Annotated in this window: 20 protein-coding genes and 1 pseudogene; 9 read left to right on the forward strand and 12 right to left on the reverse strand. The window is 39.8% G+C overall.

What is annotated here, in order from left to right:
* Positions 1 to 223: 223 nt before the first annotated feature.
* From LEP1GSC195_RS02190 to LEP1GSC195_RS02210, 5 genes are read right to left on the reverse strand one after another with little or no spacing between them, the layout of a single operon-like run.
* Positions 224 to 736, reverse strand: coding sequence for a GDYXXLXY domain-containing protein (locus LEP1GSC195_RS02190; protein WP_015680147.1), 513 nt, complete (start codon positions 734 to 736; stop codon positions 224 to 226).
* Complete coding sequence (locus tag LEP1GSC195_RS02195) at positions 733 to 1671, reverse strand: DUF4401 domain-containing protein (RefSeq protein WP_015680026.1); 939 nt, start codon at positions 1669 to 1671, stop codon at positions 733 to 735. The genes LEP1GSC195_RS02190 and LEP1GSC195_RS02195 overlap by 4 nt, the downstream gene beginning before the upstream one ends.
* Positions 1668 to 2576 (reverse strand): DUF2157 domain-containing protein, encoded by a 909-nt coding sequence (locus LEP1GSC195_RS02200; RefSeq protein ID WP_015680122.1) that lies wholly within the window; start codon positions 2574 to 2576, stop codon positions 1668 to 1670. The genes LEP1GSC195_RS02195 and LEP1GSC195_RS02200 overlap by 4 nt, the downstream gene beginning before the upstream one ends.
* Positions 2570 to 3100, reverse strand: a complete 531-nt coding sequence (gene lepB / locus LEP1GSC195_RS02205) for a signal peptidase I (protein ID WP_015679954.1) — start codon at positions 3098 to 3100, stop codon at positions 2570 to 2572. Before lepB ends, LEP1GSC195_RS02200 begins: the two co-directional genes overlap by 7 nt.
* On the reverse strand, positions 3093 to 5588 hold the full coding sequence (locus tag LEP1GSC195_RS02210; RefSeq protein ID WP_015680074.1) for a methyl-accepting chemotaxis protein: 2496 nt from the start codon (positions 5586 to 5588) through the stop codon (positions 3093 to 3095). The genes lepB and LEP1GSC195_RS02210 overlap by 8 nt, the downstream gene beginning before the upstream one ends.
* Positions 5589 to 5662: 74 nt before the next feature.
* Between LEP1GSC195_RS02210 and uvrC the strand changes: the two genes are divergently transcribed.
* Genes uvrC through LEP1GSC195_RS02230 form a run of 4 tightly spaced genes read left to right on the forward strand, consistent with a single transcriptional unit; the run spans position 5663 to position 13412 of the window.
* Positions 5663 to 7504: an excinuclease ABC subunit UvrC gene (gene uvrC, locus LEP1GSC195_RS02215; protein ID WP_015680119.1), complete on the forward strand. Its 1842-nt coding sequence runs from the start codon at positions 5663 to 5665 to the stop codon at positions 7502 to 7504.
* 36 nt (positions 7505 to 7540) lie between these two features.
* Complete coding sequence (locus LEP1GSC195_RS02220; protein WP_015680023.1) at positions 7541 to 10372, forward strand: LIC11755 family lipoprotein; 2832 nt, start codon at positions 7541 to 7543, stop codon at positions 10370 to 10372.
* A gap of 8 nt (positions 10373 to 10380) precedes the next feature.
* Positions 10381 to 11793 carry an LA_2168 family protein gene (locus tag LEP1GSC195_RS02225; protein WP_408605917.1) on the forward strand — a complete coding sequence of 471 codons (1413 nt, stop codon included), beginning with the start codon at positions 10381 to 10383 and terminating at the stop codon, positions 11791 to 11793.
* On the forward strand, positions 11790 to 13412 hold the full coding sequence (locus tag LEP1GSC195_RS02230; protein ID WP_015680176.1) for a phospholipase D-like domain-containing protein: 1623 nt from the start codon (positions 11790 to 11792) through the stop codon (positions 13410 to 13412). Before LEP1GSC195_RS02225 ends, LEP1GSC195_RS02230 begins: the two co-directional genes overlap by 4 nt.
* A gap of 4 nt (positions 13413 to 13416) precedes the next feature.
* Here the strand turns inward: LEP1GSC195_RS02230 and LEP1GSC195_RS02235 are convergent, their stop codons facing one another.
* The 5 genes from LEP1GSC195_RS02235 to LEP1GSC195_RS02255 form a co-directional block, all read right to left on the reverse strand.
* Positions 13417 to 13602 carry a hypothetical protein gene (locus LEP1GSC195_RS02235; RefSeq protein ID WP_002983123.1) on the reverse strand — a complete coding sequence of 62 codons (186 nt, stop codon included), beginning with the start codon at positions 13600 to 13602 and terminating at the stop codon, positions 13417 to 13419.
* 43 nt (positions 13603 to 13645) lie between these two features.
* The gene (locus LEP1GSC195_RS02240) at positions 13646 to 14887 is read right to left on the reverse strand and encodes an MFS transporter (RefSeq protein ID WP_015680005.1); all 1242 of its coding nucleotides are present in this window, start codon (positions 14885 to 14887) and stop codon (positions 13646 to 13648) included.
* Between the two features lie 59 nt (positions 14888 to 14946).
* Positions 14947 to 15930, reverse strand: coding sequence for an LBF_2017 N-terminal domain-containing protein (locus LEP1GSC195_RS02245; RefSeq protein ID WP_015680098.1), 984 nt, complete (start codon positions 15928 to 15930; stop codon positions 14947 to 14949).
* 7 nt (positions 15931 to 15937) lie between these two features.
* Positions 15938 to 16726, reverse strand: a complete 789-nt coding sequence (locus tag LEP1GSC195_RS02250) for a FecR domain-containing protein (protein ID WP_015679886.1) — start codon at positions 16724 to 16726, stop codon at positions 15938 to 15940.
* Positions 16727 to 16880: 154 nt separating this feature from the next.
* Entirely contained in the window at positions 16881 to 17423 is a 543-nt protein-coding gene (locus LEP1GSC195_RS02255; protein WP_015679912.1) for an NUDIX hydrolase, read from the reverse strand.
* Positions 17424 to 17545: 122 nt separating this feature from the next.
* On the opposite strand from LEP1GSC195_RS02255, the gene LEP1GSC195_RS02260 reads away from it, so the two are divergent.
* The 5 genes and pseudogenes from LEP1GSC195_RS02260 to LEP1GSC195_RS02280 all read left to right on the forward strand — a co-directional run bounded on the left by LEP1GSC195_RS02260 (position 17546) and on the right by LEP1GSC195_RS02280 (position 23460).
* Positions 17546 to 18145 (forward strand): glutathione S-transferase family protein, encoded by a 600-nt coding sequence (locus LEP1GSC195_RS02260; RefSeq protein ID WP_015679839.1) that lies wholly within the window; start codon positions 17546 to 17548, stop codon positions 18143 to 18145.
* 65 nt (positions 18146 to 18210) lie between these two features.
* Positions 18211 to 20225: pseudogene (locus LEP1GSC195_RS02265) on the forward strand (ATP-dependent helicase).
* The gene (locus LEP1GSC195_RS02270) at positions 20225 to 20917 is read left to right on the forward strand and encodes an LIC12587 family lipoprotein (protein WP_015680025.1); all 693 of its coding nucleotides are present in this window, start codon (positions 20225 to 20227) and stop codon (positions 20915 to 20917) included. Before LEP1GSC195_RS02265 ends, LEP1GSC195_RS02270 begins: the two are co-directional and overlap by 1 nt.
* 6 nt (positions 20918 to 20923) lie before the next feature.
* Complete coding sequence (locus LEP1GSC195_RS02275; protein ID WP_015680105.1) at positions 20924 to 23107, forward strand: LIC_12586 family protein; 2184 nt, start codon at positions 20924 to 20926, stop codon at positions 23105 to 23107.
* Positions 23092 to 23460 (forward strand): hypothetical protein, encoded by a 369-nt coding sequence (locus LEP1GSC195_RS02280; protein WP_015679827.1) that lies wholly within the window; start codon positions 23092 to 23094, stop codon positions 23458 to 23460. Before LEP1GSC195_RS02275 ends, LEP1GSC195_RS02280 begins: the two co-directional genes overlap by 16 nt.
* Here the strand turns inward: LEP1GSC195_RS02280 and lpxB are convergent.
* Positions 23434 to 24645 (reverse strand): lipid-A-disaccharide synthase, encoded by a 1212-nt coding sequence (gene lpxB, locus LEP1GSC195_RS02285; protein WP_015679938.1) that lies wholly within the window; start codon positions 24643 to 24645, stop codon positions 23434 to 23436. The two genes, LEP1GSC195_RS02280 and lpxB, sit on opposite strands and share 27 nt — an antisense overlap.
* Positions 24614 to 25480, reverse strand: coding sequence for an LpxI family protein (locus LEP1GSC195_RS02290; RefSeq protein ID WP_015680144.1), 867 nt, complete (start codon positions 25478 to 25480; stop codon positions 24614 to 24616). The genes lpxB and LEP1GSC195_RS02290 overlap by 32 nt, the downstream gene beginning before the upstream one ends.

The following is a 25480-nucleotide window of genomic DNA, read 5'->3' on the forward strand; positions in this document are numbered from 1 at the left end:
ATTTTAAGACCTAAAGGTGCGTAGAAGCCTTAAGAAATTGAGATTTTCTCACTCGCCTGCCTATAATTGCCAATAGTATCCGGCCTATTGATTCTCTATGACCAAGGATGGACTTGCGGATGAGAGCCCTGACGGGCAAGGGGTGAATCAAAAGTTTAGGTTTAGTTCCTTCTGTTTGGCAGTCCGTTCCGAGGAAGGCAGTGGATCCAATTTTTTTCGGGGTTTACCTTTGGTCCTTACTACCTAATCGTTGTTTGTTTTGGTCATATAACCCTATCAGTAATTTGTCTCCGTCGGTATTACCTTCCCGAAAACGGATTCCCGCATATTTGGCTTCGCTATAAAGATCCCCGTCCCCCTCTTGGAAAAAATAGGACTCAGCACCTATTTTTAGGTCATAATCACTTCGGTAGTATTGCAAACAAAATTCGGAAACTTTTAGGTCAGTAAAAGAAGATTGTAACCGAACGGGCATTAACACATCTTCTTGGATCTGGAAAACTAAACATCCTCTGTTTGGTGCTTTTGCATTTTCTTCTCTTTCCAAAAGACTCCAGTCATAATTTAGAATCATATAGTCGCCTTGGAATAAGGACCTTGGGTCTTTGGGGAGAAGAGGCAGGAAAACCAATCGGCCATTGTTACGGATTGTTTCTTTTTTTATGACAGCCTGAGTGAGAAAGCCAAATAACAAAAGTAAGTTGATTGTGAGAAGGACGGTTATTTTCTCTTTCATCTTTTTTTACCCATGGGGGAGAAACGTAAACAAAAATAAGCAAAGAAAAACAGAAGTGAGGATCCTAACATCATTTTGGATTTTTCAAAAAGGGTTGTCTCTAGGTCATAATAGAACGCAAAATAAAATAGAAGAAGAGAAAACCAGGCCAAGTAGGAAAGGAAATTGTATCCTCTCACAAACCCAATGAGGATGAGAAAAAAAGAAGCAATGATTCCGGGAGTTCCGAGTGTTGGGAAAAAAATAAGACCATAAAAAAGAATTACGCATCCCACTGTCAGGAGATTGGTTTTAGAGCTAAGTTCTTTGTAAAATAAAAGGCATCCTGTAAAATAGAAAACCAAGGATTGAAACTCTGAAATTTGCGGACTTTGTTTTAATTCTGGAAAAAAAGAAAAACCAGCCAAACAAAGTAGAGAGATACTCAGAGAGTAAGGTAGGCTTTCGAAGTTTTCTTTTATATTTTTAGGATATGTGTAAAAGTATAATAAAAACAAACAAACTGTTGTTAATAAAGGGATAAAAAATAGAATTTTGTATTCATAAAGCAATACTCCTGAAAACACAAAAACCAAAATGGGGGATAAAAACCTTTGGATGGGGCTGGATACTAGAAAAAAGAAACCTAACTGAAAACAGATGATAGTCCAAAGAAGAGAAGTATCTTCTGGTTTAAAAACTTGATTCACACCAAAGAGAAACAAAACAAAACCTTGGTTTAAAAAAGAAAAAATCACAGGTCCTAAACTCCGTTTTTTACCATCTTTGGAGAAAAAGGAAAGGATAGAGACTAGGATCATGACAGTGAAACCTAAAAAAAGATTTACATGTTCGTTGTTTAGAAGGCCAAGGACAACCAAACAAAGTAGAAAAAATCCTCCAGCGAGAAGGGATCCAAAAAAACTTAAAAGTTCAATGTACCAAGGAGATATCATGTTTTGCCTTCTTCAGTAGGTTGTGACTTTCGTAGGCTTTGGAGGTGCGAAACCGCCCAAACGGTATAACCTGTGATCAAAAGGGCAAAAAGTAAAAAACTTACACCCGAACTATAGCTCCAAATTTGAAAAAGTTCCATTATTTTTAGAAAGATTTGTCCGAGTCCAAAGAGTAAAATAAGTGTTAGGTTTAAGAGTCGGAACCGAACCCATCTGTAGTAATAATAATAAAAACCGTAAAAAATAAGCGGAACAAGGATTTGGTAGAATTCATTATTTAGGGAAGATCCGTTTTCTTCTGATACCCACATTAGACTCAAAACCGCAGAATGAAGGAAGGAAAGGGCAATGGTAAGTCCGAGTCCCGAAAGAAACGATTTTGTTTTTGGAGAAAACCGATCGGTTTGGAACCAATCAAAACAGATCATTGTCACACCAAAGAGAAGTGAGGTGATACTATATAAAACATGAGATCCATTTCCCTCTACTTGCTCGGAATACAAATAGACAGTAACAGCACAAAGGATCATCCATAGACCTGTCACTACACCCGATCGCGAAACTGGAATTAAGAGAAGTGTGAGTGCCGACCAACCGAAAAAAAGATCATAAACATCGGCCCCTGTTTGGTAAATTTGACCAAAAACAAGGAGTGCCGAACCAGTGAGAAAAAAAATAAGGGTAAGACCAATTTCGAAATAGAGTGATTTTTTCCGGAATAAAATGGTGAAAAGATAGGCGATGAGGTTGAGCGACCCAACTAGTCCGAGTTTGGTGAATCTGTCCAAATGGTTCCAATTGAAGGCTACTAGGAAAAAGATTCCTGAGAGGAAAAGGGCCGTTCCAATCAGTAGTAAAGTGGATTCAAAAAACCGAACCCACTCTTCTACGCTCCTCTTTACCATAAGGTGGCAATTACATGGCTTTCTTGCACTACGCCTAAAGTTCTAGAATCCACTCCCAGTTCTCTGTTATCAGCCAGCAAAAAAAACGATTTTTCTGGAACTGTCAGTTTTGGCATGTCATCGGATTCTGTTTTACCGGGAGGGATCATGGGAATGTCATTCGAAGCAGATTCAGGAAAACTTGTGGGATCAAGAAGGGTATCATTTCGAAAGACCATTCGCTTTTGCACATAGATCGTGTCTCCTGGTTTACCTACAATCCTTGCAATGAAAACCGACTTGGGATCGAGAGGAGAACGAACCAAAACAACATCACCAATTCCCAACTGTTTGGATCGAAACATACGATTGAAGTAGGCTGTGGATCCATTTTTTAAGGTGGGTTCCATAAACTGGTTCACAACGTGAACAGGAGTGATGACGTAGTATTTGACTAAAATAGCAGAGATAAGTCCTACAACTAGGGGGATGAGAAATGCATATAACCTAGTTTTGAATGGTACTTTGTTTTTCGATTTAGACATGGAAATAGTTTATCTCTCTTCGTAGACTTTCGGATAATTGATTCATGGTTTGAGAACTGGATTTGGTTCCTTCACTTGACATGGCAGTGGTTTGTGCATGGTTGTTGATCTCTGCCATGGACCTAGAAATTTCTAACATCGCCATTTTTTGTTCGTCGGTGGCTTCCTTAATCATCTCGGAGAGTTCACGAATTTGAGTGACACCTTCGTTGACTTCATCGTTGGTTTCAATTTGTTTTCTGACTACCGAACGAATCTCTTTTGTCATTTGGTTGATGGAGTTAACGCCAGAAATGGTCTCGCTTAAAATTACGATGGACTTTTCAATTTTCTCCTGACCTTGTTGGATCTCACCTTCGTTCTGTTTGATGAGTTCTTCAATATCATCAATGGACTTTGCTGTTTTATCGGCGAGTTTGGAAATTTCGTCGGCAACCACAGCAAATCCTCTTCCACTAGCCCCAGCTCTTGCGGCTTCGATGGCGGCATTGAGTGCGAGTAAATTGATTTGTTCGGAGATATTGTGAATGATTTCTACAACATTGGTCATCTCTGAGGAAGATTGGTAGATTTTATCCATGGAAAGTTTCATCTCTCCTAGGGACTTCTCACCTAACTTAGCGTCCTTTGTGATTTCTTCCACTCTCACGTCAGCGATTTGAAATTTTTTGTCAATTTCGGAAACGGCCCCATTGAGCTCTGTCATTTTTTTCATCAGTGAAGCCAGGGTAAAGGATTGAGTCTCTGTTCTTTGGGCCACACTTTCTATCCCTGCAGTAATTTCCTCGACAGAAGCAGAAATTTCTTCACTGCTTGCTGCCTGGTTTTGTGCGGCATCGGAAAGGGATAACATAGATTCGTAAATATCAGAACTTGTGTTTGTGAGTTCATTCGAAACAGTTTGTGTTTGGTTGACAATTTGCCGTAACTTGGTTTGGAAATCAAACATGGCATTTGCCATACTTCCAATTTCATCTCGGCTAGAGTCGTAAAAATCGGATTGTAAGTTTCCCTTTACCATTTCTGAGATTCTAACTTTGATTCGTTCTAATGGCTTTAGTTTGGACTCAATCACAAGAACTGTTATGATTCCAATGAGTAAAACAACAACAATGGAGATTCCCAGTGTGGTGAATAAACTGGTAAGTGTTTTTTCATATAACTCTGCATTTTCAAAAATACAATAGATAATATAATTGAACTCAGGGTTTTTGACATAAAAAATTCTTTTTAAGGTTCCATCTTCAGTTGAATCGGCAAAACCGAGTGCTTCTGTTTTCTGGAAGGGAGTATCAAAAACTAACTTTGCTTTTGCGTTACTTCCAATTTCTTTTTTATTTGTATAATAGACAATGGTTCCATCTCCATCAAAAAAACCAACTTTCCCAGATGTTCCTATTTTAATATTTCCTAATATAAAACTAGAAAGTTTGCCAATATTTAAAAATCCACCAACATAACCTAAAAATTGATCATTTTGATACACGGGTAGTGTGTACGGTGATACAATGTCTCCAGAGATACGAGAACGAATGCTTGTATGTCGAAGTGGACCCTGTTTTGCGAGCCCCACATCTTCTATAAAAAATATGGATCCTGTGTGAGAACGGTCGTATTCATTTGTGGAAACAAAAATTCCTTCTTCTGGTTTGTAGTAGAAGAGAGCTTCCACTGCATGATTTGTACTTTTTAGTTGGATTTCGTTTAGAACCGAACGGATTCCTTGCAGGTCTTTTTTTACAATTTGGTCTTTTAGTTTATTTTCTGCAAAGATAGAAAGAGTGAGCCTATCTCGAAAGTCAACCAGTGTCACTCGCATGAGTGTCTCTGAATCCATTGCTGCTTGTTCCATACTGGAATGAACTAAATCCAACTCTTGTTTGAAATTGAGTCGGTAGTTGACAATAAACAAAACTAGGATAGCTGCAAAAAAAGCTAATACAGTTTGAAATCCCAAATCTCTAGCGAGGTTTCTTGTATTGATTCGTTTGGTATGGTCGCTTCTGATAGAAAGCAAGATTCCTTTAATATTGAATTTGTTTTCTACATAATTGATAAAGATGGATTGGAAGATAACGGTAAAGGCAAGGGTAAGAAAAAGACCGATTGCCATTTCACTCATGAGGACAAAGTTTTTGGACTTTAAGTAGAAGAGAAGGGCTCCGATCACAAACAAAAAACCAATGGCATAGCGAATGATCATATCGATGATGGCAACTTTTTCTAAATGATCCAACCAGAAATAGGCCAGTTTATGATCTCGTTTTGTGACTTCCGGTCTTCCAATCCGAGAGACCGGTGCAAATCGAATCCAATAAAAAGTGATACAAAACCCGATTATAAAAAAAACTGCAATAGAAGTGGAAATTAGAATAGTTTGAAATTCTTCTCCCGACCATTCGGTGAAAAAGTAAATATAGCCAAGGAGAGTGGGGACACCGATTCCGTAATTAAAACCTTCTAGACCAAAAATTATGAATTTGATCATTTTACGCATATCCATACCCTAGGGATACAGATCGTCTAAGAATTGTAAACGTAAAATTCCCACTGAAAGCCAATATGAAAGACTCACTTGTTCTAAAAACGATCCAGGAAAAGATTAAAAACTTAGGAAGTCTTCCCGGTTGTTATCTTTGGAAAAATGAAATTGGGGAAGTTATCTATGTAGGGAAGGCTCTGAAATTGCAGTCACGAGTCAGGTCCTATCTGAATCCCAACCAAAAGGATCGGAAAACGCGAGCCCTCTATGTCGAATTGTTCGACCTGGATTGGATTGCCACCATTACAGAAAAGGAAGCCTTACTCCTCGAAGCCACACTCATCAAAAAATACAATCCTAAGTTCAACGTTAGGTTAAAGGACGACAAAAAATATCCCTTTCTCTGTGTTTCCACTAGCGAAGATTTTCCCATGGTATTTTTGACAAGAAAGGTCAAAGACAATGGAGATCGCTACTTCGGCCCCTTTACCGATGTCAAAGCGGCTCGCGATACTATGGAATTGATACATAGAATCTTTCCAATTCGTAAAACAAAACTCAAACTGCCTCTAGCAAAACCACAAAGGCCTTGCCTCAACTTCCATATGGGCCGTTGCCTTGGCCCTTGTCAGGGAAATGTCACAAAAGAAGCCTATTCAGAGTTAGTGGATGAAATCGTAAGTTTTCTCGAAGGAAAAAAAGAGCGATTGGTTTCTGGTTTGAAATCAGCGATGGTAAAGGCCTCAGAAAAAATGGAATATGAAAGGGCAGGTTTTTTAAAAACTAGAATCGATAAAATTATTCAAGTTCGTGAAAAACAAACTGTTGTTAGTATGGATGGTGGGGATGAAGATATCCTCGGGATCAGTAAACGTGAGGATGAGGGACAAATGATCATCTTGGAAGTAAGAGGAGGGAGATTGGAAGGCAAAAAATCTTTCCCACTAACAGGACTTTCCTTTTCGGAGGATGAAGAAGTTTTCACCTCTTTTCTTAGGGACTATTATTTGAATGCCACTCTCCTTCCGAGTATTGTTTTTTTACCTCCTTCGGCCAAAGGCAATTATGATGTCTTTTTGGAAGCTATCACAGAAAAATTTGGAACTTCCATTAAATTAAAATTTCCAGAAATGGGACCCAAGAAATCTCTCCTTCGATTGGCGGAGAAGAATGCGGATTTAAGTTTAACCGAAAGAATCCTAGCCACGAAATTGCGAGACCAATCCGTAGCGATGAAGGAACTCCAAGAAAAACTGAATTTGCCCGTATTGCCGAGAACCATCGAATGTTATGACATCTCACATTTTCAAGGATCCTCTCCCGTTGCCAGTGGTGTAATGTTTGTGGATGGTAAACCGTATAAGGCGGGTTATAGGCATTATAAAATGCGTGGGTATGAGGGGATCAATGATCCTGGTATGATCCATGAAGTAATTGCAAGAAGGCTTAGTCATTTGGTGAACGAAGAAGAACCTCTTCCCGATCTGATTGTGATTGATGGGGGACTGACTCAATTATCACGAGCCGCAGAAGCTGCTAATGCTTTGGAACTGGGTCATATTCCTATGGTGGGACTTGCCAAAAAAAGAGAGGAAATTTATTTTCCCGGGGAAAAACATCCTTATAGTTTTGATATTCATTCTCCTATGATGCGCCTCCTTCGCAATTTACGAGATGAGGCCCACCGGTTTGGTGTTACCTTCCAACGAGTTCAAAGAAAGAAAAAGGCCCTAAAATCTATCTTAGATGATATGGAAGATATTGGAGCTAGTAGACGAAAAAGTATTTTATCGTATTTTCAATCCAAAAAAAAGGTAACCGATGCGACGAAAGAAGAGTTAATGGAAGTATCAGGAATTGGGCCTGTGCTTGCTGAAAAAATTTATTCAGGCATCCAAAAACTTAAAAAAATAGAACCATAAATTTGTATCAGCCACCCAAAGACATTGAGGTGGGAGATGCGAAAACAAACCCTTGTCTTTCTTTTATTTTTCCTTGGTTCCTGCCAAAACAAAGATAAAGCTCCCTTCTTATTGTTTGGTGATGGTTTTACAGAAACACCAAAACTTGAATTCCAATATGGAAGTTTGGAAGAGGCTCGTGACTTAACTGAGAATACTAGTTTTACTAGTTTTGATTCTGGTATTTTTTGTCTCCATTCCCTTCCGATTTCTTTATACAGACTTGAGTTAGGTGGTAAATTTAAAATCTGTTGGAAAACGGACGAAGCCGTCTTAAACAAATGGAAGCAGGGTTTTTCTTTGTTGGATGCAGATTCAAGCGAATACCCTTCTTGGAATTTAAAAGGAAAGGGTTGGGCTGCTTCGCTCACTGAATATGGGAAGTGGAAAAAAGAATCTGACAAGGTAGGTGTCCTCTTAGAATGGGATTCCCAAATTTGGTCTAATGGTCTTGTCACCTATCAGACGTTTGCCATTCCACATCCTTTGTTTTTGCAAAGAACAACGGAACTTTGTGAAGTTGTTTTTCCCACAAAGAGACTTTCGGCTTCCCTAAACAAACGAACTTTAATTTCTTTGGAATTTCCTTGTCCTGATTTAATTGAAATCGCCGAGAAAATCGAAACACAAAATGAAGAGTGGTTATCCGAGTGTGAACAAACAGAACCTGTGGTATCCGAGCTATTTCGGCACTCAGAGTCTTCTTATCAAAGATTTATAGAGTGGGAGAATCCAAAAGATTCCGTGATTTGTCCGAGTACCCATTCTTTAGAATGGGAAAAGGAAGGAACAATAAAGTCATACCATTCGGATCTTTTCTCTAAACGAACCAAGTTACTATTGCCAGGAGGGATTGTCCTGCTTTCGGATGATCCTGGATTTAGTGGTATTCTCATTCCTAAAGAATTCCTCGCAGATTTAGGAACACAAACGATCGTTCGGTGGGGAAATTCGGAGTATCATGATTCGGAATTTTTCTTTCGTCAAGGAAATGAGTTTTTTTCCAACCAATCAAAGCCTATCTCTTGCCGGGACCAATTCCAATATTGGAATTCTAAAGATTTGTTTTGTGGCAATCCTGGCCTACCGAACCAGATGGAAAGAGAGGTAAAAGAAGGTAGTCCCCTTGGCTGCCAACCTGACCAAATTCAAATCACAGAATTCTATCCAGGGAACCACTTTGATTCTGGGATGCCAATCCCTGCCTACTTTGAATTTCAAAATACCGGAGACAATTGCGATGGTTCCGCCCTCGATTGGATTTTTGAAGATAGAGTCTATCCCCTGTCAGCTACTGAGTGGAATTTGCCAAAGGGAGCCACATTTCTAATTACAAGAAAACTTTGGTTAGGTTGGGACCTCTTAGAGAAAGAAAAACCTTTCTCCATCCCTAAAGTAGTATTCCAAATTCCGAATTTTATTTGGGAAGAGCGAAAAGGGAAAAATAGAAAAGAATTTCAGTCGGTTCCCCCTCTTCACCATTTACTTCGTTTGAAAGATCAAAATCGATTTTCGATTGTGGTTGGTTCTCAGGGAGAACACCCACATGGCAGAAAGGAAGCTTCATCCAATTTTTTACAATATGGATTTCAAATCAGTCCAGGGTCAGTAAACAATGATTTGGTGGAAAGTCTACCATTGGATTTTTTGGAATACAACCCCAACCAATCTCCCTTTTTGGACTTTGGATTTGTGGGTCCTGAGGAGGGACTTGTTTCTTTTGAAAGAGAAAATGGAAATCGGTATTTGTTCTGGAAACCGAACGGGATTCAATTTCAAACTTTGGCAACTTTTCCTTCCCTCTGTAATGGAGAGAATTTCTACCAATTGCCAGAAGGATTCTTTTCGGATAGTTTTAGTTCTCTTCGATACCAGGGAAGAGAAAGTGGAGGGTCAGTCCTTTTTTCCTGGGATCCAAGAATCATAAAGGAACGAACTTTAGGGGGAACTCGTTCCCTCCATCCAGAACCTAATCCTTTTGTGTTTTCTCGTTCCCTATTTCCATCGAACCAGTGTAACTCTGACTTTCGGAGTCCTGGGACGAGTAAACACCGCAGTTTGGAAATAGAGCGATTGACACCCGCATTCACTTATCTCACCAATCTTCCTTTAGGAAACCAAACAGAAGTAAGGCTTGGAAATGGTAGTGCTAACATACCACTGGTTATACAAACTTCAGGAGGGAATACCTATACTCTGAGTTTTGGATCTCCTCTTCCTTTTTTTCCTGAAGAACAACTCTATTCTTATTTTTCAGATCCTTCCCTCATCCAACCAAAAAGTTTTTTGGAACGTAAAGGGCCTGTCCAATTAGAAGCCATCTATCCCAATCCAAAGGAATCTCAAAACGAATGGATCTATCTCTGCAATCGATCGGAAAGTGCCGAAGATTTAAGTTTGTATTTGGTGGAAGACGAGATGAGCACCGACGAACTTGTGTCTTACCAAACTCGGTTTACCAATTCATCACCGGTGGGCCTCGGTGGGCAGACCTTCGAATATAGTTCAACAATACTAAACCCGGGTCATTGTGCCTGGATTGTCGATCCTGACGGTAAGGATTGGTATTTTCCGATCTTTCACTCGGAGTCGGATTTACTACTTACAGTCAAGTCAACCCAAACCATTGGAAACGGAATTTCCTCAGGGGAATTCGTCCAAGTCCGAAAGAAACTGGGGCAGACCTCCAAACTCATCTCCTCCTTTGGGCACAAGGAAAGCCATTCTCCTTTTCGTATCCCTGTAGTAACGGGGGAGTTCCTTTGGCTGAAATCTGGAGCCGTTGGAATCTCACCTGACGATTTTGAAATTTTTCGTGAGGAATTTTGAATCGTTTTCTGGTCCGCACTATTATCGTAATATCTTTGTTATTCTATACTAGTCCCGGATATGGAGTGGGAATCGAAGTTGGGATTTTGGGATATGAATTGTTTTTAAAAGAAACAAGTGTTAAAAAAAATCAAACTCCTGGTTGGGATTTACAAATGGACCAGATGGGTTCTGATTTCCAGAACGTTTCTTATCTTAATAGAACTTCAGACAAATCTATGTTAGTTGGTCTTAAGGACAAAAGTCGGAGAGATCGAATCGTTTGGGATATCGACATCCAACTAACGACTGGGAAAGAAACAGGGCTAAAACCCTTTTATTTCGGAAAAAATAATTATATAGGGTATGAGACATCGAAGTTCCTTTTTGGTGTAGGTCGTCGAGAGCATAAGTTTCGACCTATGAGTTTTCAGACTAGTTATGATGGGGGTGAAGGTCTTTTTTTAGAATTCCTACCTCAGCCTAACTTAACCCTACAGTTTTTTCTTTGGGACCAGTATTCGGGAGCTTTATTATTCAATAAGGATAGGTTCCATTCCTTACTACCGCATTCACAAAAGGGAAAAACTTTTTTCCCTGCAGAATCAGAACCAAACGAAACCAGACTTAGCCACCATCGTAGACATTCCATTGGGATAGTGTATGGAGACTATCTATCTCTTCGTATGGGCGTGCAATACATAGAACTGGGAACTTGGGGACGGCATGTCAAAGACAGTCCCAGGGAGACTAAGAATTCCGGAGCCGATGGAGATTCTTTGGTCAATGGTAATTTGGGCCTAGGATTCGATGCTGACTTATTTGAAGTACAATTTGATTTTCTCTGGGCTAAGGGAAACGATCGCACAAGTTCCAAGATTGCAACCACACCTGGTTCGATTCCGATTTCGGGTGAGGCAATCCAATGGGGAGCCGAATTTAAGTTTGGCGATTTTTTGCTTCGTAGTTCGCACTTCCTTTCTGACAGAGAAGAAAGAAATTCAAAAAACCAAATCATCAAAGAGGGTTACATTTCCTTAGGAGCCCATCCAGGCCAAACCCCATACATTTCGCAAATCTTTCAGATCTTTCCCTCTGCAGCAGTGACCGAGTCTGGATATGAAAAAAACTTTGCCTTTAGAAATGGAAGATGTTTCGGCTATTTAAGTGAACTTGTCCTACAATTCACCTACCATCAGTTCGTTGCAAAGATGGTAGGTTCCTACTTTCTACCTTACAGGTTGGGTGGTGCCTCTGATGGAAGGATTAGTTTTCAAAAAAGAGATTTCGAAGTTTTTTCTATAGGAGAGGGACTATTGGAACTCTCCTTAAAAGAAGATTCTTCTTTTGAACTTGGAATTGGATTCTCTCAATTATTTCTACCTGAATCCATCCCCATCAAATCAAACTTTGGATATATATTTGGGAGATTAGAGATATGAAGAATTATCTAAGGACTCTTTCTTTGTTTTCTTCTATATTGGTTCTGTTTTGTCAGAAGCCAAAACAGAAAACTGACCTTTCTTGGCTTCTGGTTTCTACTTCTCCTATTTCAGAGTTATACTTTTCCTATCCAGGCAGGGAGGTAGCGGAAGAGAAAAAGAGAATGGTAAAGGAGGCCTTACTTTCAGAGATTCGAAAAGCAAAAATTTCCATTCGGGCTTATTTGTATTCGATAGATGATTATGAAATCCTTACCGAACTTTATATAAAAAAACGGATGGGAGTCCAGATCCAGTTGTTTGGTGATAAGGAAGAAGATTATAGTGAATTGGAGTCACTTGGTCTTGAAATACAGAGATGGTCTGGATCAGGAATTCATCACACAAAGATTTGGATCTTTGACGGGATTCGTTTTTTTACAGGGACCGGAAATTACACCACTCACGGTCTCTATACAGATCACAATGTCTTCTGGACACAGAGCATTTCTTATGGAGAGGCAGAAGGTATCATTTCTACTCTTGAAGGTAGAAATCCTCGAGGATACTTTCATATAGGTTCCTTGCAGTATTGGGTTTCCCCGGAGGCAGGTCTTGAAGTTCAGCAACAATTGCTGGATGCTGTGGACTCTGCCAAACATTCAATAAAATATTTAATCTACTCTCATTACGATCCTGTGTTCAGTTTAAAACTACTCGAGGCAAGTAGAAGGGGAGTCCGGGTCGAAGGAATTTATAACGGACCTATGAGTTCTAATCCAGAAGGAATTTATCTCAGTCAACATCTAGAATTTCCATCCCAAATTTGGGAAGATGGAAATGTAGATTTTGTCTATAAAAATGATCGTTATTTGGGAGGATTGTTACATCACAAAACGATGTTAGTTGATGATCAATTTGTTTATACGGGTTCTTACAATTATTCTGTCTCAGCAAGAGATAAAAACAAAGAAGTCTTTGTTAAAATGAACCATCCCTCCATCACGGAAGAATTTCTTAGCGAATGGAAACGAATTTTGTGGGTTGCCCTTCCTATAACAAATTCCTCTGTGAGTTCAGGAGGATCGAGTACAAATACAGAAAACCAGCTCCGTATGTATTCCCTCGAGCGCTTTCAGAATTCACTTTTCCAAACCAACGTTTTATTCAATAGTGAAGGTTTTTTTGATACCAACTCAAATGCTCTCTCTAGCGCCTATCGCCAGACCTTGGGACTCTCTGGCGTGATTAGGTCCAAAGTCGGCGAACGGTTCGAATTTTCGTTTTATGGAACAGATCCCATTTGGGAGGAAAGTAATGGATCAAGTCTACACTTGTATTTACAAAACTATTTTTTAGGAACTAAGGTAAGTCTTTCAAGTGGAGAAAAGATTTTGTCACTCTCTCTTTGGGATGGGTCTCATCCAAAAGAAAAATTTGTTTTAGATTCAAATTCTACAATTTTAGGTCAGACGGATTTTTGGAAGGGAAAGAACTTATGGATTTGGGTTCAGACAGAAAATGAAAATCTTTCTTTTTGTCACACCAAAGAAAAAACGAAACCACCCGAATGGATGGTATTTCTTAAGAACAGACTCGAAGTTATGGGGAAAATCTCGCCAGTCTGTTCAAATGATTGATTCGTCATTCCATTTTATCTTCGATGACTGGAACAAGAATCTTTGCAATTTCATCCTGGAGTTTCATATAGTTATTGATTCCTAAATGAGTGATTTGTTTGTTCACATCGTTTAACATCGTTTGTATGAGAAGCACAAGGGTGTGTTTTTTATCTGCGGGAAGTTTGGAATCATGGATCAAATCTGACATGGCTTGTCCAGTATTCCCTAGAAAAGAGATTTTCCAAGCACTTTTAAACCCAGTCTTTCAGTTCTAACTCTTTCAACTTAGGAGATAACCGGAAGGTGAAAAATACAATAAGTATCGTCATTGTTGCTCCAAAAACAACAGAACCCACGGGCCCTAGGATTTTTGCGGAAACTCCTGATTCAAAGGCACCAATTTCATTGGAGGAACCAATAAATACTTTATTGATCGCACTGACACGGCCACGCATCTCTTCGGGAGTCATGGTTTGCATAATGGTGGAGCGAACCACAACAGAAACACTATCAAATACTCCCGAAAGAAATAAGGCAAACAAGGACAAAAGAAAGGACTCTGAAAGGCCAAACACGAGCATACAAACCCCAAAACCAAACACGCAGAATAACAAAACTCTACCTGATTTTTCGAGTGGTGGTTTGTATGTGAGGTAATAGGCCATAAGAAGGGCTCCGAGTGAAGGTGCGGCACGTAAATATCCAAGCCCTTCGGATCCAACAAATAGAATATCTTTTGCATAGACTGGAAGAAGAGCCACAGCTCCTCCAAAAAGAACCGCAAACATGTCCAGAGCCATGGCACCTAACATAATCTCATTTTTCAAAACAAACCTAAGGCCTTTGAGGAGGCTATCCTTCAGGGCTTCTTTTTCTTTTCGCTCTGGAAGACTACGTTTGTTTATCCAAAAGAAAAGTAAAAAGGGAAGGCCAATACAAACGGAGTCAAGCCCATAAGCCATTTGCATTCCAAAACTTCCATACACAATTCCACCGAGGGCCGGACCAATCACCGCACCCGCCTGAAAGGATGTTCCCATCCATGCAGCAGAATGAGGGTAGTGTTCTCTGGGAACCAGTTGTGTCACAAAACTAAAGATAGCAGGGGAGATGAAACCTCGAGCAATGCCTGAAACTAAAATGACTAAAAATATTGGATATGCTTTGTATGTAACAAGTAAAAAAGAAAGAGGGCCGGTAAATGCAAATAGCGTGAGGGAACAAGCGAGTAAAAAAAATAAACAAATAACAATGATATTTCGACGATCTCTAAGGTCTGCTAGGTGTCCTGCATAGAGAGAAACCACAATAGAAGGTATTGCTTCAAAAAGACCAACGAGACCTAAGTCTAAGACACTTCCCGTGAGTTCATAAACTTGCCAACCAACAATGGTTGCTTGAATGTTGATCGCAAGGACCATAAAAAACCTTGCTACGATAAAAAAACGAAAGTCGCGGTGTTTGAAAATGGCCAAAGAAAGGTTTTTCTTCATCTCTTAGGCCAATATTTATTATAGAAAAATTGGGGCAATCGACAATCTAGTTTTATCTTTCAATTGGATTCGCTACCCAATTGAAAATTTAAAGTTTTGACTGCTTCTTCATTCCCTACCTGGTCCACGGAGTAGTAAAAAAGTTGGAAGGAACCTTTACATACTGATTTTAAATCATAAACAGAGATTTCAGAAACATAAGGTTTAAACTCGGTCTGTGTTCCCGACTGACAAGTGTAAGCAACAAGAATATCTTTTGGGCCACTTAGACGATCCTTTGCACTCAGTTTGATTTTCGTTTCTGGAGAAATAAATTTGGTTTTCCCTTTCCCGAGGGAACTTGGCCCGATCCATTCTAGTTTTGTTTCAGGAGAAGTTGTATCCTTAATAAATTCCAGGGCTTGCATAGGTTCTTTGTTTCCGGCCTTGTCCAGTGCGAAGTATAAAAATTTATAATTCCCTTCTTCTTGGATAGGAACAGAAGTAAGTGATTTTGCAGAGTTCCAATGACCGCCATTGATCTGGTAATGAACTTCCGCAACGCCGGAAGCATCATCAGAAGGATTTAGAGTCAACTGATCTTTTGTTAGATACCGAATGGACTCATTCTTCTCTTTAACAATGATAAAACTGTCCGTTGAAATTACTGAGGTGATTTTTTTTGGTTCCTCTTTGGGGACAAAAACTTTTTTAGCCACATATTCTTTGGGAACAGAAAGTGGGGAACCTGGATCCACATTTGTCGAATAAACTTGTGTCCAAAAACCCTTTGCTCCGTATTCACCTAACCTACGAACACGGAAATACTCAAAATCATCTTTTGGGGTCACAACGATTCGATTTCCCTTAAACTGAATGGATTCAGGAGGTTTGGGAGCGATGGTGTCACCACTTTCATTTGGCTTTTCTTGCCAAAGTTCTAATTCAAAATTAGCATCTGGTTCTGCATCAATAAGAACTCTAAGTTCCCTTTTGGGTTTAGAAACTAGAGAACTAAAAACTAGAAAAACGATTCCAATACTCAGTAAAAATTTTTGCTTCATAATCCTACTATTCTTCTCTTATGCGTGGTGCTTCTGGAATTTTATAAGGTTGTACGGGAGTTTTTCCTTTTTCTACAAAAGTTGCCATCCCTTGAGTGAGCTCCACAGTTTTCCCTTGGGCACCAACATCCACCACTCCTTCAAAACACGAAATGGTTGAGCTGAGTTTTTCATCTAATTCTACTCGGAATTCGGTTCCGCGAACTCCCGCTGTGGAAGAAGGACTTACAATGTTGAACTTGTGTTCGGTGGTAGGTGGATTGGATTTAGTCACTTTCGCATCCAAACTTCCTTTGAAGAGAGCAACCGTCACAGGTCCGCCTTTTTTATCTTCACCCTTGACTTCAAAGTGGCTATTGGTTAAGATTCGCACCATACCCACATTGTTGATATGGACATCGGTTTTGCCTTTTCCACTAGTTTTGATTTGGTCATTGGGATGGAGTTCTTGTCCCAATTTCAGGGGAACCCAAGGTCCTTTGCCACCAGTTCCATTCCATTCTACTTGGCCCATCACAAACTCAGTGACACCAACGACTGCTTTGCGTAGGAAAACAGGAACGACTAAGGATAAACCCGGCTTGATTAAATCGGGATTGGGAATTTTGTTATGTTTAAGAAGTTCTGGCCAGCGTTTGGGATCAGAAAGATGTCTTTCCGAGATCAAAGAGAGTGTTTCACCCTTTTGGACTGTGATGGTAATAGGCTCTAATGTTTCGCCACCTTCCGCAAAGAGCGAAAACTGACTGAATACTATGATAAGTACTAAGATTGACTGTGCGATGGACTTTCTCATATATATACAGTCTCAAACTTATGTTTAAATTTCCAGCGATTTCGAAAATCTTGGGGATTTTTCTAAACATACATCCTTCCATTTTTTAGAATTCACTAAAGAATGAATGTGATTCTCCGAGGGTTCTCTAGTAAAAAACTCTACAATCGTTAGGTTATCTCAGAGATTGTAAAAAATAAATCCCGAGAGCTGCTGCCATTTGCGGGTGGTGAATCGTACCATCGAGTAACAGACGTTTCACTTCCTCTGGTTTCTTTAATACAATTTCGATATCTTCCCCTTCATCAAATTCAACATCGTGAACTAACTCAACGTCCTGTGCTACATAGGAATAGGACCAATTGGTAAACATGGCTGGGTTACCTGAAAATTTAGCGAGGAGTTTATAGTTAGAAGTATCCGTAGCATATCCTGTTTCTTCACGGAGTTCTCGGATGGCAGATTCCAGTTCGGATCCAGGTCCATCATCCACAATCCCTCCTGGAATTTCCAAACTGTCCTCTCCAATCCCATGTCGGTATTGTTTGATGAGGAGAATCTCACCTGCCTTTGTCACTGGCACCACATTCACCCAATTTTTGGATTTTAGAACATAGTATGTTTTTTCCTCCACAGAACGAGGAAGTTTGATATCAAAACTAGCAAGGGTATAAATCGGAGTAGGGTAGAGATCTTTCCAGTTCTTTCGTTCTTTCACTTTCTGTTTCCTTCAATCAAAGGAATTTCTGATTCCAGGAATTGTATAGAGATTTTCCTCTTTTTTAAAATTATAAAAAACTTACTCTTGAAGGATGGAAGCACAATGAAAATTATCTACTTATGAAATTATATGGTAGCATTACCTCTCCCTTTGTAAGAAGAATTCGTTTTCTCTGCTTGGAATTGGGGATTCCCTTTACGATGGTGGATACAATGACCGAGGCAGGTCAAAAGGAACTTCGGGACAAAAACCCACTTTGGAAAGTTCCTTACGCTGAGATTGACGATGTGAAAATTTGGGATAGCCATACCATCATCGACTATCTTTTTGAAACCAAAGGATCCGGGAACTTTAGACCCAAAGCAGGGCCCCACCATTACCGTGAAGCAAATTTACAAACAGCAATTGATCAGGCTCTCGACAATGCCATTCTTATCTTTTACTTAAACAAAGAGGGGATTAAACCTGATGCGGCTCCTTATTTAACCAAAAATGCACTGAGAATCAGCTCCATTTTGGATTATATCAAACGCGAGTTAAATGGTCATTTTTTCTTTACCGATGGGAAAGTGGGCCTCTCTGAAATTGCCTTATATACCACTCTTGATTGGATCCGGTTTCGATCCGTTTTGCCAGTGGAAGAGGACCCAGTTTTTGCAGGGTTTTTGAACTTCCATGGCCAGAACAAATCCTGGAAGGAAACGGCTCCTAAGCAATAAAGAACAGCCGTTTTTCACTCGACCGGATCGGATTTCTTTGGATTATGTCCCTTACCGGTCTCCTTATGAAATTAAATGCGGCGCAAATGGAAGCAGTTTCCACCATCCAAGGCCCCCTTCTTGTCTTCGCTGGTGCGGGGTCGGGAAAAACACGGGTCATCACTAACCGCATTGCGCACATGATCGAGGGAGTGAAAATTCCTGCGAGTAAAATTGTAGCCCTTTCCTTTACCAACAAAAGTGCCAAAGAAATGGCCGAAAGGCTTCGCAAAATGGTTCCCCGGGAAAAACTCAAAGGAATCACTCTTTCCACCTTTCATTCGTTAGGTTTAAAAATACTTAAAGAACATATTACCAAACTTGGTTATAACGAAACCTTTTTACTTTTTAATGGAACTGACCAGGAAGCCTTTGTTTCCGACCTTTTAAAAGCCAAACGACTGGACCCAAAAAAAGTTCCTCCTAAAGAAATCCTAAGAAGAATTTCTTATGCAAAAAACACACAAGTCCATCCGGCAGACAATGGCCAAACAGGGGAGTTTGATTTAGTCGCAGCCGAAGTTTTTTCTATGTATGAAGATGGTCTCAAGGAAAAAAATGCAATCGACTTTGATGATTTGATTTTGCTTCCCAAGCGCCTTCTCGCAGAGTTTCCTGAAATTGCTGCCTATTACCAAAGAAAACATGAATACTTTCTTGTGGATGAATTCCAAGATACAAACCAACTCCAATACGAGTTTTTATCCTTATTCCGAGGGCCAAGTGACAATCTTTGTGTCGTAGGGGATGATGACCAAAGTATTTATGCCTTTCGTGGTTCGAATGTACAGCTCATTTTAAATTTTGAAAGAGAATTCGCTCATGCCAAAGTGGTGCGACTTTTGGAAAATTACCGTTCCACTTCACTCATCATCCAAGCTGCAAACTCTCTCATCCAACACAACAAAGGCCGAAAGGAAAAAACTCTTTATAGCCGTATTCCTTCCGCCGAACGAGTGGAATACTATGAAACCGCAGATGAAAGAGAAGAAGCCATTTTTGTAGCGGGAAGAATCCAAACCTTACTCATTAAAAATGAATTTAAAGGAAAAGAAATTGCCATCTTATTTCGGACCAACTTCCAATCCCGTCCATTTGAAGAAGAACTTCGCAACCGCAGTATTCCTTACAAAGTAGTAGGTGGTTATAACTTTTTTGACCGTAAGGAAATCAGGGATTGTATCTCGTACTTACGTTATGTGGCAAATCCTAAGGATGATTATTCTCTTCTTCGAATCATCAATTATCCCAAACGAGGGATTGGCCCTGGTACCATGCAAAAACTCCAAGAGGAAGCCTTTACCCATAAACTGTCTTTATACGAAATCTTTCATAAAATGATCGAGAGTCCCGACTATTTGCCCGAAGTTAAAGCTAAGGTCAGACAAGAAATCTACCAATTTGTGGAACTTGTGGATGCCTTTAAAAAGAAGTTTGCTATGTCGCCCAAGATGGCACCAGTGCTTCGGGAAATGATCACCCAAATCGGATTCGAGAGAGAAATCTCCATGGAAGAAACCGAGGAGAAAGTGGTCAAAGCTCGGATCTACAATTTGAGTGAACTTGTGAATATGTTGTCCTTTTTTGAAGAAGAAGAGGGCCGAGAGGGCAAAGCCACCGTATTTGACTTTTTGCAAAGGTTGGTCCTTCTCATGGAAGACGAACCCAAAGAAGATGAGGAAGACCGACGGGTCCAGCTCCTCACCATGCACCAGTCCAAGGGACTGGAATACGATTTAGTTTTTTTAGTGGGCTTAGAAGAGGGAATTTTACCGAACTCACGTGTTATAGAAGAAGAAGGGGAAGTGGTCGATGAAGAAAGACGCCTTCTCTACGTGGGTATGACTCGCCCAAGACGAAAATTGTACTTGACTTCGGCTCGTACAAGACGCAAATTTGGGGAGCAAATCGAGAGTGCCCCTCTCGGTTTTTAAATGAGCTGTCTCAGGACGCTGTTCTTTTTTTCCCTATGGAAACGAAGGATAGAGACACAGAAACTAAGAATTTCTTAGAGGAATTAGACAAACTAAAGGTAGGCTAATGAAATCGATTCTCCCACTAACCCTCATTTTGGCGTTGGTAGTGGCATTTGAAAATTGCGCATCAAATCAAGGAACCCTGAATACAGGAGTTTCTAAAGTAAACACCGGGTCTCATTTGGCCCAAATCGAATCCATCGATGCTGATCTCAAATCCTCTTCTCTCTCTGACGAATCCCGAGACAAACTAGTGATCCGAAAAGGAAAACTTTTATTAGATCTTGGAAAATATGATGAATCTATCTCTGCCCTCAATCAAGTGAACCAGGCTAAGTCCAACCCGGTCCAGCTTTCTGAGTGGAACCTCACTATGGGAAAAGCCTATGTGGGAAAAAACGAATATTCTAAAGCCATCCAGTTTTTGAACCAATCCGAAAGATTAGACAAAAACACAAACCTTATGGAACGGAAAAAACTAGTGGTTCAATCCCTGGTAGCGGAACGGGAATACTATCCGGCTCTTGCGACTCTTACAAAGACTTATACCAAGGGGAACCAAAAGAAAGACGAATTCTATTTTGAAACTGCTGCGAAGACCTATTTGAAAATGGGCTTTGAATATAAGAATACAGGATTTTACCAAAAAGGTTTGCAAGTTGCCAATTTAGGATTGGAAGAATTTCCCAACAACGAAACTCTGAAGTCCATTCAGAAAGAGTGTTTGGAAGTGTTGCAGCCGGAGGGCAAACTCTAAGTTCTTTTGGAACGGATCCTTTCTTTTCAACGCCTATATGTTTATAGGCAATCCCTTTCCCAACTACTAAATAGAATCCGAGAAAACAAACGGGTTCTATTTTCATTTCTGGCCCTCGGTTTCATTTTTTTCGCTTTTATTCTCTGTTATTATGGCCTTGAATTCTACCTCCGTAACTATCGCATTCCTTTGGTTCAACTTAGAAAAGTGGTCTCCTATACGATCAATAAGGAACTTGGAAAGGCGGTCGACATCGGTGTCCTTGACTTTTCTCTTAGAGAAGGCCTCATTATTGAGGACTTAGTAGTTTCCAATGAAGAAGACTTCTCCTTTAACGACCACATGTTGAAGGTAAAAAAAGTTACCTTTCGGTTATCAAGTTACTTCAAAGATTCACCCACAGTCGAACAAATAGATTTTTATAGTCCGCATTTGGTTTTGAACGAAAATGCGAGTTTACGAAATCAACTCATCGAATATGCGCAAAAGAGTAAATTAAAAGACATTCGATTTCATGATGCAAGGCTTACCGTCAAACAAAACGATTCTACATTAGTGGATTGGAAAGAGGGTTGGGATATTGTATTGAAACGAAAGAGTAAAAAATTATATCTTTCGTATAACAACGGTTGGTTTTGGATTCCTAACACAACTCGAATTAAAGGAGAGGGTGAATTTTCCGAAACGAATTTGGATGAGTTTCAATTTGAGTTTAAATGGAAAAATTATCCATCGGAAGAAGCCATCATCCTTACCAATTATCTATTTGGCTCCAACGTACATTCGGCAGTCCTTTCGGGAGAAGGGAAGATTTTTCGGGATCCCCTATCTGGATTTACAGCAAGTGGTGATGTAGAGTTTGAAAATTCACTCATACCAGTTCCATTTTTTGAAAACTATATCTTGGATGGATTTAGGTTTCGGGAAGTTTTTCTTTTCACTCCCAATAAAGAAGAAAGGGAATTTTTGGGAACGGACTTTCGAATCAAAACTTCTGTCAAAACGGAAACCATCAAAGAGCCACTTCTAGAAAGACATTTAGAATTCCAAATTGAATCACTTGAAAACATTGCAGAAAGGATATCTGATCTTTCTGGCAATTTTAATCTTCCTTTGTCCGGAGTTCTAAAAGGGAATATAGAGTTAACCGAGTCTGGTGATAAAAATAAATGGTTCCAACTCCGGGGTGAACTTAGCGGTTCGGAAATCCAGTGGGATTCCCGACTGTTACAATTGGAAAAAGGAAACCTTTCGTTGAAACTATTGGAAGGCAATGAATGGGATTTGAATTTTGATTCTCTGCTTTTTGGAAAACCTTCTCATCTATCTGGAGCAGGTTTGAGTGTTTGGGGTCGTTCGAAAAAAACGGATGGTTCTTATTATTATCCGATGGTTTCCAAAACAAAACTTAATTTCCAAACACCAGACTTAAATGGAAGCGATTGGAAACCTTTGTATGAGGATTGGAAAAGGGAGACCTTGGAAGAAATTCGGGAACGCCAAGAGAAATTAATTCCGGAAGAATACTTTTATCAAACTAAGATTTATAAATACTTCTTAGAATCGATGAACCTAGATCTCGGATTTCAAATTGCCAATTATTATCCTTTTGGTGGATCCAAATCGCTTGGCGAATCGAAAGGAAATTTTTTAGTCAAAGACGGAAGGATGAGTTTTAATTTGAATTTGGGTAATTCCAATTCAAAGATTTCAATGATTTCTTACTTCGCAAGTAAGACACCTAACTTTGGATTTAGTTTGGTTTTAAATGAATATCCCTGGTCCGATCCGTGGATGAATTTTTGTGGAGCCGAACTAAAACCCACGCATGTCAGTTTGGATTATAGTTTCAATAGTATGGGAAGTGATTATTATACCCTTCATAAAGATGCCCGAACTTCCTATTTTCTGAAACTTTTTGGAGTGAGTTTAAAGGAAGCAGATTTGGTTTCTAAATTGGAAATGGATTTAAGCCCACTGAAAAAACCTTTCCAGATGGAATTTGATTTGAGTCGTTATTCCGATATGGATTATATTTCTAATTTAGTGGTTACAAGCGAATCCTTAGACTTAAAAGGTTATGGAAATAACAAAAATGGAAACTATGCTTTTACCACGTATGGGCTCGTTGGAGAATCTAGAGGAAGTTTTAGTTTTACAGAAGAGGAAAATAAATGCGTCATCAAATAGTGTCTGTTAGTTTTCTTTTTTTCCTTCTTTTCTTTTTCGTTTGCAAAGAAACCAAAAATCCTGCAGACATAGCACCCGAAGTATCCAAGTTGCCGGCGTTTGGTGGGGAATGGATTTTGGAATGGGAGAATAAAACGCACTCAATCAATATTCAACCGAATGAAAATAAAGTGCTTTGGAATGGGGCAGGAGACCTCAGTTTGGAATTGGACTCTGTAGGCATTCGCCTTCGGCCCAGTGATGAAGAAACCATTAAAGGTTATTTTTTATACTCAGACCTGAAACCCAAGTCCTGGATTGGAACTTGGGAGAATCGTGTGGTTCGTTTAATTCGAAAGGGTTCGAAGGAGTGACTGGATTTCCTTTGCCGCCTTTTTGGATGCATTTGTAGTTCCCAGTTCCCTTTCTTTTGCGTCTCGAAGGATTCCTTTCATTTTATTTCTTAATTTTGTATTAGATAAAATCTTCCATGCCTCTTGGAAAATATACTTCGGTTGGCATTCATTTTGCGTAATTTCCCGACAGACTTCCTGCCCAGATAGAATATTGGCAAGACCTATAAATTTTGACCTCATCAACAAAGATCCGAGAAGATAAGTAAACAGACTCACTTTATAGAGAATCACCATCGGGGTTTCAAAATACAATCCTTCCAAAGTGGCTGTTCCTGAGGCTATGAGAAGTAAGTCGCTTGTTTCCATCACTCGCAGGGATGCATTCCATAGGTAATGGATTTGGATATCGGGATGGATTTGTTTTAAGGAATCAATTTTTTCCAAAAGGAAGGTTTCTTCTTTGGCATTGATATTCGGGAGAAGAAAAACAATCTTCTTTTTCTCTAACTTACATTGTTCGTGGAGAAGGGCCGCAGTCCCAAGAATGGGATCAATGAGCCTACGAATTTCCCCTTTTCTGGAACCAGGAAGGAGTCCTACTGTATAACCATGGTGGGAATCAGGAAGTTTCTCCGTGATCACAGGTTCTTTTTTTAGTTTTTCTGGAATCCGTTTGGTGATGGGATGGCCCACAAATTTTGCGTTCACACCATATTCGGTATAAATTTCTTCCTCGAATTGGAAGAGGGTAAGCATAAGCGCTATCTGTTCTTTGATAAAATAAATGCGGTTGAATTTCCAGGCCCAGATTTGAGGAGATACATAAAATACTGTGGGAATGCCTCGTAACTTTAACTCTTTCGCCAAACGTAAGTTAAATCCTGGATAATCAATTAAAATGGCGAGTTTGGTTGGTCGGCGTTCCGTTTCGTCTAAAACGCGGTAGAAAATCTTTTTTAAGAAACTATATTTTTTTAAAGCTTCCGAAAATCCAATCACACTGAGATGTTCCAGTTCTTCCATGGAATCAAGTCCGTGTTCGATCATTCCTTCCCCACCAATTCCATAGAATTTATATTCTGGTTCGAGGATTGCGAGCTCTTGTAATAGATCAGCTCCGAGTAAATCGCCGGAATGTTCGCCGGCAATGACTAGGATATTTTTGTCTGACTCATGTAGATGGGATTTTTTTTTGGTTACCATTGAGAACCTTACTTCCGCTTTTTCCTACAACACAAAAGTTTAACTTATGTTTGGTTGCAAATTCGATCACTGCTTTTGGATCCACTACTAAAGTTTCACCTTCCCTAATGCAAAGTGTTTTACAACCACTCTCGAGCATGACTTGGAAGGTGTGTATTCCTATGGTCGGGAGGTCAAAACGATTGTCTTGTTTGGCTTTAGGGCTTTTACAAACAACGGCACCACCTTTCTTTTTGGTATACACTCCACCTCGTTTGATAGTTTCATCTGTCCCTTCTACTGCCTCCACGGCAATGACGGATTCGTCACAGACAACAACCATTTGGCCAATGTCTAAATCGGCCATTTTTTCAGCGTAGAACATCCCAAAGTCGATATCCTTTAATTCTTGGGAACTAAACTTTTTAGGGGTGTAACGACCTTCTGGAAGCAGTAAGGATTGTAAGTAGATCTTTTGGGAGATGACTTTAACACCCATGGCTTCAAACTCATCGGCTATGGCAAGAAAGATGGGGTAGTCGTTTCGGTTGATGGTGCGAGCAAGGATGGCCAGGGCTTTTAGATCGAATTTTAGCTTTTGAAAGAGTAGGTCTTTGCGAACTTTCCCAAGCATCAAAATACGGGTGATTTTTTCTTTTTGAATGGTTTTTAGAATTTTGCCAACTTGGGTGATGTGGACCGGAATTGTACGTGCACTGTGTTCTCTCGGAGTGAAGTCCGATTCTATAAGTCCAAGAAATAAGGGATCCTCACCGGCAAGAAGTGCTTCTGTCATACCAATATGGGGAAGTTCCCCACCACCAGCGATAATGGCTAATCGGCCTTTGGGTGCCAA

It is taken from the genome of Leptospira wolbachii serovar Codice str. CDC (genome assembly GCF_000332515.2).
GTDB classification, from domain to species: Bacteria; Spirochaetota; Leptospiria; order Leptospirales; family Leptospiraceae; genus Leptospira_A; species Leptospira_A wolbachii.